The following is a 9,173-nucleotide window of genomic DNA, read 5'->3' as shown; positions in this document are numbered from 1 at the left end:
CCCGGTGCGATACCGGGCACAGACCCTCGCTGCCTAGACTCTCAGTTACCGAGTCCAACTTCCGGGGAGCAGTTCACGACCCGAGGGGGCCTTTCGGCCGTCCGGCTCGCCTTCTTCAGCAGCTGGGCGACCCCGGCCCCGGTGGTGCTGTTCGTGTTCTGCGATTGTGGACAGCGCCCTGATCAATGCCGTGCATCGTGGTCCCGGACCCGGTGACCGGCACGCCCATGGTGGTGCCGACGCTATGCGCGGGCGCGCACCGGCCTGAACACGACGGCCAGCGCGATCGCGGCGGCCAGCGCGACCCAGCCGGTCCAGCTGCTCACCCCGACCTGCGCGGCCAGGTTCGGCGTGCGCAGCTGGTCCGCGTCGATGAACAACGCGGTCAGCACAGTGGCGACGGCGTTGTTGGCCCCGTGCGCGAGCACGCACGGCCACACCGAACCGGAGGCCAGCCGCAGCCAGCCGAACAGCACGCCCAGCAGCACGGCCGTGACCAGGAACGGCGGCAGCCCGGCCAGCTCACGGCCACCGGCGCCGAGGTAGATCGGCAGATGCCACAACGCCCAGATCACCCCGGAGGACAGCAGCGCGGGCCACAACCCCAGCGGCAGCAGCCGGGGCAGCAGGAATCCGCGCCAGCCCCACTCCTCGCACCACATCAGCGGCAGGGTGAGGGTGAACAGCAGCGCGCTGGTGCCGAGCATGCTGCCGATCAGCGCCCACGGCACCCCGGTGCCGCCCAGGGTGTCCGGGGCGACGGCGGCCCGCAGGCCGGAGAAATCCGCCAGGTCGACCTGGTAGTCGCCGGTGAGCCAGCCGAGGCCGAGTCCGGCCAGGTTGACCACCGGGATCAGCAGGAATCCGAGCAGCAGCCAGCGTGGCCGGTGCGGCCGGACCAGCGCGGTCGCGGCCGGGATCGAGGCAGGCCGCACCGACCACCGCAGGGTGGCGAAGGTGGCCAGCGCGACGCAGACCATCGAGCCGCCCTCCAGCACCGCCGAGGGCAGGCGGCCGCCGAGCAGGGCCCACCACAACCAGGTGGAGCCGAAGGCCAGCAGGACAAAAACACCGATGTGCCGCCAGGGCACGGCCGGGGCGCGGGTAGGCGCGTCGAGCAAGGTCATGACTTCCCCTCAGTCGGTCTAGCTGTTATAGATTACATATAACAGCTAGACTGGACCGTGTGCAGCTGAGCATCGACCTCGACAGCGAGGTGCCGATCTACCAACAGATCCGGGACCGGATCGTGGAAGCGGTCGCCGACGGCGGCCTGGCCGAGGGCAGTCCGCTGCCGTCCACCCGGCAACTGGGCGCCGACCTGGCGATCAACTTCCACACCGTGAACAAGGCCTACGACCTGCTCCGGCGGGAAGGGGTGATCCGGATCAACCGCAAGAGCGGCGCGGTGGTGCGCCGCGACCCCGGTTCCGGACCGCCGGAGCCGGGGTTCACCGAGGACTGGCAGGCGCGCTTGCGCACCCTGCTGGCCGAGGCCGCGGTGCAGGGAGTCGGGGCCGATGAGGTGCTGCGGCGGTGTGGCGAGCTGCTCGCCACGTTCCGCACTGGGGAGGAGAACGAGACGTGATCATGACTGTGCTGCTCGACCTGCTGGTGATCGCGCTGGTCACCGCGGCGGCCTGGTCCGGGCCGCTGCTGGCCCGGCCGACGCTGCCCTTCGGGGTCAGGGTGCCCGCCGCCCACACCGAGGACCCGGCGATCCTGGAACACCGCACCCGCCACGGCCACCGGGTGGTGGCCAGCGGCGCGCTCGCCGCGGTCACCCTGCTCGGCTGGTGGCTGTGGACCGGCTGGGCGCCGGGCCCGGAACTGGTGCTGTTGCCGATGCTGGGCGCCGATATCGCCTGGGCTCTGCTGGCCGCGCGCGAAGTCCGGAAAACCAAGCGGGACAAGGACTTCGACGCGGGCACCCGCCGGGTGGCGACCGCCGACCTCGGCCTGCGTGCCAACCCGGTCCGCCTGCCCTGGCCCTGGCTGGCGCCCGCGATCCTGGTCACCAGCGCCACCGCCCTGCTGCACAGCCTGACCCCGGGCGCCACCTTCGCGCCGGTGCTCGCCCAGCTGCTGCTGATCACGCTGGTGCTGCTGGTTACGGCCGGAATCCTGCGCGCCCGCCCGGAAATCGACCCCGAACGCCCGGTCGGTTCGGCCCGCCGCTACCGCGTGTACCTGCACGGCTTCACCCGCCTGCTGCTGGCCTCGGCGGCCCTGGCCAACCTCACCGTGCTCGCACATGCGTTGTCGCAGTGGGGAATTCTCCCCACCGACGGTTGGCTCACCGCACTCGGCTACCTGCCGCTCGCGCTGGCACTGGCCGCCTGGCTGCGCTTCAGCATCCGGGTCGGCGAGGCCGGACACCGCCTGCCGGCCGAACCCGGCGAAGAAGCCCCGGTGCCGGTGCGCCGCGACGACGACCGGCACTGGCACCTGGCCGGGATGGTCTACCTCAACCGCCACGACCCCGCCGTGCTGGTGCACCGCCGCTCCGGCCTGTTCTGGACGCTCAACCTGGGCCACCCGCTCGCCTGGACCGCCGTCGCCGCGGTCGTCCTCCTCGCCACGCTGACCTCCCTCGGCGTGCTCGAGCTGCCCAGCCGGAGCTGACCCGGCGAAAAGCCGCGAAACGGTGAAGAACCACCATTCCGCCCGTCCACCTGCCTAGACTCCCGCGGACCCGCCCCGGCGACCGTGAGGAGAACCGTGCCCCTGTTCCTGACCCGGCTGCTCGCCCGGCTCGCCTTCCTCAGCAGCTGGGCGACCCCGGCCGCGGTGGTGCTGTTCGTGTTCTGCACCAGCTGGCCGCTGATGGCGCTGGCCGAACCAGCGGACAGCGACCTGGTGCGACCGGGCAACTACTGGTGGTACTTCGTGGTCACCGCCGCCACCGTGGGCTACGGCGACCTGTACCCGACCTCGGACTGGGGTCACCTGGTCGGGGTGTACGTGATCATCGGCGGGATCGTGGCGCTGACCACGGTGTTCACCAAACTCGCCACGGTGCTGGAACAGGCGAAGGGACGGCGCATGCTGGGCTCCAACACGGTGGACGCCACCGGTCACATCGTGCTGCTCGGCTACGAACCGGGCCGCACCGAACGTTTCGTGGACCGCCTGCGTGCCGAGGGCGCCGACCGGGTGGTGCTGTGCGCCCTGGAGGAGGTCGGCACGCACCCGATGCCCAGCCCCGAGATCGACTTCGTCCGCGGCCAGCTCACCGACGAAGCGGTGCTGCGCCGCGCCGCCGTGCCCAAGGCGGCGGCCGTGCTCATCGACGCGCACGACGACAACGAGGCCCTGGCCATCGCGGTCGCCGTCGACCACCTGGGCTCGCCCGCGCACATCGTGGTCGCCCTGCGCGACACCGACCGCACCAGCCTGATGCACTACGTGGACAAGAACATCCACTGCGTGCCCTGGCACCTGCCCCGGATGATCTCCGAGGAGCTGACCTCGCCGGGGATCGCGGAGGTGTACACCGAGCTGATGGCCCACGGCGGTGCGAACACGTATTCGTTGCGGATCCCGGAATCGCTGGGTTCGGTGTCCATTGAGGACTGTCAGCTGGCGCTGGGGCGCAAGCACGGGGTGACGGTGCTGGCGGTGCGGGACGGGGCGGGCACGCTGGTGGTGAATCCGAGCTGGCAGAGCGAGGCTCCGGCCGGGTCGGTGCTGTATTACGTGAGTCCGCAACGGTTGTCGGATCGGCAGGTGGAGGACGCGCTGCGCGGCTGATCGCGGTCAGTGGGTAGGGTGCTGCGGCATGGCAAGGATCGTGGATGAGGTCTCGCGGACATTCAACGAGTACCTCCTGCTGCCGAATCGGACCCGGAAGGAATGCACGACCGGGACCGTCGAGCTGCGCACACCCCTGGTGCGGCACCTGGTGGGCGAGGCGCCGGCGATCGAACTGCAGGCGCCGTTCACCTCGGCGATCATGCAGGCGGTCAGCTCGCCGGAACTCGCGATCGCGTTGGCCCGCAACGGTGGTCTGAGTTTCCTGCACCACAACCAGTCGATCGAGGAACAGGTCGCGGCCGTCCGGAAGGTGAAGAACTTCAAGGCCGGCTTCGTCACCAGCGACACGAACGTCCGGCCGGATGACACCCTGAGCCACCTGGTCGGCATCATGCGCCGCACCGGCCACAGCACCGCCGCGGTCACCCACGACGGGAGCGCGTCCGGCCGCCTGCTCGGGTTGGTGACCTCCCGCGACTTCCACCCCCAGCGCCACGATCTGGACGGACCCGTCAGCGGCCGGATGACGGCCATCGCCGAGCTGCCGCACGCCGGCGGTGACTGCACGCTCTCCGCGGCCAACGCCAGGCTGTGGGACGAGCGACTGGACTGTCTACCGGTGGTAGACGACGACGGGCGCCTCCAGCATCTGGTGTTCCGGTCCGACTACGCGGACAACAAGCGCTTCCCGAACCAGGTCGTGGACGGCGACAAGCGGCTGCGGGTGGGCGCGGGCATCAACACCCACGACTACCGCGAGCGGGTCCCCGCGCTGCTGGCGGCGGGCGCCGACGTGCTGTGCTTCGACTCCTCCGACGGCTACAGCGACTGGCAAGCCCAGGCCCTGACCTGGGTGAAAAAGCACTACCCGGAGATCCCGGCCGGTGGCGGCAACGTGGTCGACGGCGAGGCGTTCACCTTCCTCGCCGAAGCGGGCGCGGACTTCGTCAAGGTCGGCGTGGGCGGCGGCTCGATCTGCATCACCCGCGACCAGAAGGGCATCGGCCGCGGCCAGGCCAGCGCGGTCCTGGACGTCGCCGCGGCCAGGGACGCCTTCGCCGAGCGCACCGGCGAGTACGTGCCGATCTGCTCCGACGGCGGCCTGGTGCACGACTACCACGTGTCCCTGGCGCTGGCGATGGGCTCCGACTTCGTCATGATGGGCCGCTACTTCGCCCGCTTCGACCAGGCGCCGGGCGCGAAACTGCCCACGCGGGACGGCTTCGTCAAGGAGTACTGGGGCGAGGGCTCGAACCGGGCCCGCAACTGGCAGCGTTACGGCCAGGGCGGCCAGGGCCTGGTCTTCGAGGAGGGCGTCGACGGCTACGTCCCCTACGCGGGCGACCTGCACGAGGGCCTGGCGGTCACCATCGCGAAGATCAAGTCCACCATGGTCTCCTGCGGCTCTGTCTCGCTGCCGGAGTTCCAGTCCTCCGCCCGGCTGACGCTGGTCTCCGAGCAGAGCTTCCAGGAGAGCCACGCGAACGTGACGGTGCGGGACACCGCGGCGACCGTCGACTGAGCGGTCGGCGCCACGGGAGAGGTCGCGGGCGGGGTATTCGCGCGCCCGAATTCCTTGAATGCAATAGTGGCTTCAGTGCTGAATGAAATGAAAGTTTCGCTGGTCAAGGGCACAATCTAGCCCTGAGGAGGGTCACGGATCGTAGGTGTGCGGAGGTAGCTTGTGCCCGCCTTGGCGGTACAGTGATCTGGCAAGGAGGGGTACCCATGACGGCGTTGCCGACCGACTACCTTTACCCGCCTCCGGGTGGGTGGACGCTGGCTGACGTACGGGCCCTTCCGGAGAAGTGTCGTGTGGAAGTGCTTGACGGAGCCCTCATCGTGAACCCCAGTCCACTGCCCATCCACCAGCGCATCATGCGCCGACTCGCTGCGGCTCTGGAGCCCGCGTTGTCGCCGGAGTGGCAGCTGGAGGTCGACATCGACGTGCTCCTGGAAGAGGAGCCGCTCGATTACGTCGCCCCAGACATCGTGGTCTTCTCGGCCACTGTCCCGTTGACCACTCGCCCGATTCCCGCGGGCACCGTGTTACTCGCGGTCGAGGTGGTTTCCAAGGGGTCTCGTCGGGAGGACCGGGGTTCGAAGCCGTTGGCCTACGCCGAGGCCGGCGTCCCGCACTACTGGCGCCTGGAGAGCCAGGCCAGCGGCGCACTGGCCCCAGTCATGCACACCTACGTCCTGGACGTGGTGACCGGCACCTACACCGAGACCGGCGTGCACCACGACCGGTTGCGCAGCAAGGTGATCGGCCCCGTGGACATCGACCTCGCCGCGCTCACCCGCTGACCGCCTACTCCACCACCGTCGCCAGTCCGCGCAACCGCGCCGCGTCCTGACCCGGTGGCGCGCCGAACATCCGCCGATACTCCCGGCTGAACTGCGACGCGCTGTCATACCCCACCGAATGCCCCACCGCAGCCACCTCCCCACCCGCGGTCAGCAACTGCAGCCGGGCCTGCTGCAACCGCAGGTGTTTCTGGTACTGCACCGGACTCATCGCCGTCACCGCGCGGAAGTTCCGGTTCAAAGTGGACACACTCAACCCGATCGCCGCCGCCAGATCATCCACCCGCAGCACCTGGTCAAAACGGTGCTGGATCCAGCGGATGGCTTGCGCGATCGTGGTCAGGCGGCTGTCCGCCAGGCCGATCTGCCGCACCAGTCCCGCCTGCGGGCCGGTCATCAACCGCCAGTGGATCTCCCGCCGGACCGCGGGGCCGAGCACGCGCAGGTCCTCGGGGGAGTCGGTCAGGCGTAGCAACCGGAGCACCGCGTCGAGCAGGTCGCGGCCGGCGGTGTTGATCGCGATGGCCATGCCGTCGGCCGGGGCGGTCTGGCCCGGGCCGGCGTCCAGCAGGAGTTGGGCGATGGTCCTGGGGTCCAGGGGGAGGCCGAAGCCGAGGAAGGGTTGGGTGGGGGTGGCTTCGGTGACCTGGGAGACCAGGGGCAGGTCGACGGTGACGATCAGGTATTCGCCGGTGTGGTACTCGAAGACGTGCTCGGCCAGGGTGGAGCGTTTGGCGCCTTGGACGACCAGGGCGAAGGCGGGTTCGGCGACGGTGCCGAGGGGTTCGGTCGCCTCGGGGGTGGCGGCCACGATGAAACCTTTGTCGCGCAAGGGGTGTGGACTGCCCGCGGCCAGGGCGCGGATGCGGGTGCGGAGTTCGGCCAGGACGTCCATGGGGTCAGTGAAGCATGGTGGGCGGTGGGTGCCAACTCGATCCGGGCGAAGTTGAGCGGATCGTGCACTCGGCTGGGTCCATTGGTCTAGGGGTTCGGGGGTGCGGCTGGTGGAATCAAGGGGTAACGCGGACGGCTGTTTCGATGATCATTCTGGAGTGCGCAGATGTCTCTTGATTCCTATGTCACCCTGGGTCGTTCCGGCCTGCGGGTGAGCCCATTCACCTTGGGCACCATGACTTTTGGCGAGGACCACGGCTGGGGCAGCAGTGTCGAGGAGTCGAAGGAGATCCTGGCCGCCTACCTGGACCGGGGCGGCAACTCGGTGGACACCGCCAACATCTACACCAACGGCCACGCCGAGGCCGTCATCGGCGATTACCTGGCGAGCCGGCCGGGGTTGCGTGACCGGATCGTGCTGGGCACCAAGTTCTTCGCCAATCTGCACGAGCAGGATCCCAACGGCGGTGGGCCGGGCCGCAAGGCGATCATGAACCAGCTGGAGGACTCGTTGCGGCGGTTGCGCACCGACCACGTGGATCTGTACTGGCTGCACAACTTCGACCCGGTGACCCCGGTCGAGGAGACCCTGCGCGCGCTGGACGACCTGGTGCGCGCCGGGAAGATTCGCTACGTCGGCTTCTCCGACGTGCCGGCCTGGGCCACCGCCGAGGCCGCCACCATCGCCGGATTCCGTGGCTGGGCCCCGATTGTCGGCCTGCAGGTCGAGTACAGCCTGCTGGAACGCACTTCCGAGGGCGAGCTGCTGCCGATGGCGCAGGCGCTGGGCATGGGCGGAATGGCCTGGAGTCCGCTGCGCAGCGGGCACCTCTCCGGCAAGTACACCCGCGCGAACGGCGGCCCGGTGGACACCGCCCGCGCCGGCCTGGTCGGCGGCCCCCGCGAACGCGACTATCCGGTGCTGGCAGTCCTGGACGCGGTGGCGGCGGAAGCGGGCGCGTCCCCGGCAGCGGTGGCGCTGGCCTGGGTGCGCGGCCGGGCGGGCATCGCCTCCACGATCCTGGGCGCCCGGCGGCGGGAGCAGTTCGAGCAGAACCTGGCCGCCCTGGAGGTCACCCTCACCGCGGCCCAGGTGGCGGCCCTGGACGAGGTGTCCGCGCCCAGCCTGAACTTCCCGGCCGAGAACAACCGGACCCTGTCCCGGGCCTTGCAGTTCGCGGGCGCCAGGGTGGACGGGGTCGAGTCCGCGGTACTGCCGCTGTTGCGGGCCAGTGCGGTCCGGTACTGACATCTTCAGCATCCCGACAGCCCGCACACAGCTCCACGACAGTCACCGCCCGCACTGTGGTGGCATGCGCAACCGCCACCGCACCTACCAGGGCCGCCCACTGCCCCGGCCGCAGGACGAAGTTGTCGACCAGGGACTGGGTTTCGACCTGGGCACGTTGTTGAGCCGCCGCCGGGTGCTGGGCTTGTTCGGGCTCGGCGCCGCCGGACTGGCGCTGAGCGCGTGCACCCCCAGTGCCACCGGCACCGCTCCCGCCGGCACGTCCGCCGCCGCCGCCGCGTCGTTGGCGGAGATCCCGGAGGAGACCGCGGGACCGTTCCCGGGTGACGGCTCGAACGGGCCGGATGTGCTGGCGCAGAGTGGGATCGTGCGCAGTGACATCCGGTCCAGCTTCGGCGCGTTCACCGGTACCGCGACCGGTGTGCCGATGAACCTGGAACTGTCCATTGTGGACATAGCCAACGGCGGCAGGCCGTTCCAGGGTGTGGCGGTCTACGTCTGGCAGTGCGATGCCCTTGGCCGGTACTCGCTGTACTCCGACGGGGTGCGGAACGAGAACTACCTGCGGGGCGTGCAGATCGCCGACGCCGAGGGGTGGGTGCGGTTCCAGAGCATCTATCCCGCCTGTTACCCGGGGCGCTGGCCGCACATCCACTTCGAGGTCTACCCGGACCAGAACAGCATCGCCGACGTGGCCAACGTGCTGGTCACCTCCCAGGTCGCGCTGCCGCAGGAGGCGTCGGAAGCGGTGTACGGCCAGCCCGGCTACGAGCAGTCCGGGCCGACCTTCCGGCAGGTGAGCCTGGCGCGCGACAGCGTGTTCCGGGAGGACGGCGGCGCCAGTCAGCTGGCCACGGTGACCGGTGCGGTGGGCACCGGGTACACCGCCGCGTTGCGGGTTGGTGTGGACAGCTGAGCACCCGCACCTGACGGAACGTCAGATTTCGGGACATTTGTACCCGGATTT

General features: G+C 69.9%; 9 protein-coding genes. 7 read left to right on the top strand and 2 right to left on the bottom strand.

Annotated features, from left to right (window positions below; all coding sequences use genetic code 11):
- Positions 1 to 242: 242 nt before the first annotated feature.
- Positions 243 to 1,127 (bottom strand): CPBP family intramembrane glutamic endopeptidase, encoded by an 885-nt coding sequence (locus MZC64_RS45025; RefSeq protein WP_247765875.1) that lies wholly within the window; start codon positions 1,125 to 1,127, stop codon positions 243 to 245.
- Between the two features lie 59 nt (positions 1,128 to 1,186).
- Here MZC64_RS45025 and MZC64_RS45020 point away from each other — a divergent pair, with 59 nt between their 5' ends.
- The 5 genes from MZC64_RS45020 to MZC64_RS45000 all read left to right on the top strand — a co-directional run bounded on the left by MZC64_RS45020 (position 1,187) and on the right by MZC64_RS45000 (position 6,063).
- Positions 1,187 to 1,588 (top strand): GntR family transcriptional regulator, encoded by a 402-nt coding sequence (locus MZC64_RS45020; protein WP_247765874.1) that lies wholly within the window; start codon positions 1,187 to 1,189, stop codon positions 1,586 to 1,588.
- A 2-nt stretch (positions 1,589 to 1,590) separates the two neighbouring features.
- Positions 1,591 to 2,625 (top strand): DUF5808 domain-containing protein, encoded by a 1,035-nt coding sequence (locus tag MZC64_RS45015; RefSeq protein WP_374205896.1) that lies wholly within the window; start codon positions 1,591 to 1,593, stop codon positions 2,623 to 2,625.
- Positions 2,626 to 2,721: 96 nt separating this feature from the next.
- Complete coding sequence (locus MZC64_RS45010) at positions 2,722 to 3,753, top strand: ion channel (protein WP_247765869.1); 1,032 nt, start codon at positions 2,722 to 2,724, stop codon at positions 3,751 to 3,753.
- 28 nt (positions 3,754 to 3,781) lie between these two features.
- On the top strand, positions 3,782 to 5,278 hold the full coding sequence (locus MZC64_RS45005; RefSeq protein WP_247765867.1) for an IMP dehydrogenase: 1,497 nt from the start codon (positions 3,782 to 3,784) through the stop codon (positions 5,276 to 5,278).
- A 206-nt stretch (positions 5,279 to 5,484) separates the two neighbouring features.
- A complete protein-coding gene (locus tag MZC64_RS45000; RefSeq protein WP_282106923.1) occupies positions 5,485 to 6,063 on the top strand; it encodes a Uma2 family endonuclease in 579 nt (192 codons plus the stop codon).
- A gap of 4 nt (positions 6,064 to 6,067) precedes the next feature.
- On the opposite strand, the gene MZC64_RS44995 is transcribed toward MZC64_RS45000, so the two are convergent.
- Complete coding sequence (locus tag MZC64_RS44995; RefSeq protein ID WP_247765865.1) at positions 6,068 to 6,958, bottom strand: AraC family transcriptional regulator; 891 nt, start codon at positions 6,956 to 6,958, stop codon at positions 6,068 to 6,070.
- 165 nt (positions 6,959 to 7,123) lie between these two features.
- Here MZC64_RS44995 and MZC64_RS44990 point away from each other — a divergent pair, with 165 nt between their 5' ends.
- On the top strand, positions 7,124 to 8,206 hold the full coding sequence (locus MZC64_RS44990; RefSeq protein ID WP_374205892.1) for an aldo/keto reductase: 1,083 nt from the start codon (positions 7,124 to 7,126) through the stop codon (positions 8,204 to 8,206).
- Between the two features lie 64 nt (positions 8,207 to 8,270).
- Positions 8,271 to 9,122 carry an intradiol ring-cleavage dioxygenase gene (locus MZC64_RS44985; RefSeq protein ID WP_247765862.1) on the top strand — a complete coding sequence of 284 codons (852 nt, stop codon included), beginning with the start codon at positions 8,271 to 8,273 and terminating at the stop codon, positions 9,120 to 9,122.
- The last annotated feature ends 51 nt before the right edge of the window (positions 9,123 to 9,173 follow it).

Source organism: Crossiella sp. S99.2, assembly GCF_023094165.1.
In the GTDB taxonomy this organism is placed as follows: Bacteria; Actinomycetota; Actinomycetes; order Mycobacteriales; family Pseudonocardiaceae; genus Crossiella.
Note: the sequence above shows the minus strand (reverse complement) of the source record. Positions and strands in the feature narration are given on the sequence as shown.

Bases quoted from the DNA above. Each gene is read 5' to 3' on its own strand.
- MZC64_RS45025 (WP_247765875.1), bottom strand. From the start codon at position 1,127: ATGACCTTGCTCGACGCGCCTACCCGCGCCCCGGCCGTGCCCTGGCGG.
- MZC64_RS45015 (WP_374205896.1), top strand. From the start codon at position 1,591: ATGACTGTGCTGCTCGACCTGCTGGTGATCGCGCTGGTCACCGCGGCG.
- MZC64_RS44990 (WP_374205892.1), top strand. From the start codon at position 7,124: ATGTCTCTTGATTCCTATGTCACCCTGGGTCGTTCCGGCCTGCGGGTG.
- MZC64_RS45000 (WP_282106923.1), top strand. From the start codon at position 5,485: ATGACGGCGTTGCCGACCGACTACCTTTACCCGCCTCCGGGTGGGTGG.
- MZC64_RS45005 (WP_247765867.1), top strand. From the start codon at position 3,782: ATGGCAAGGATCGTGGATGAGGTCTCGCGGACATTCAACGAGTACCTC.
- MZC64_RS44985 (WP_247765862.1), top strand. From the start codon at position 8,271: ATGCGCAACCGCCACCGCACCTACCAGGGCCGCCCACTGCCCCGGCCG.
- MZC64_RS44995 (WP_247765865.1), bottom strand. From the start codon at position 6,958: ATGGACGTCCTGGCCGAACTCCGCACCCGCATCCGCGCCCTGGCCGCG.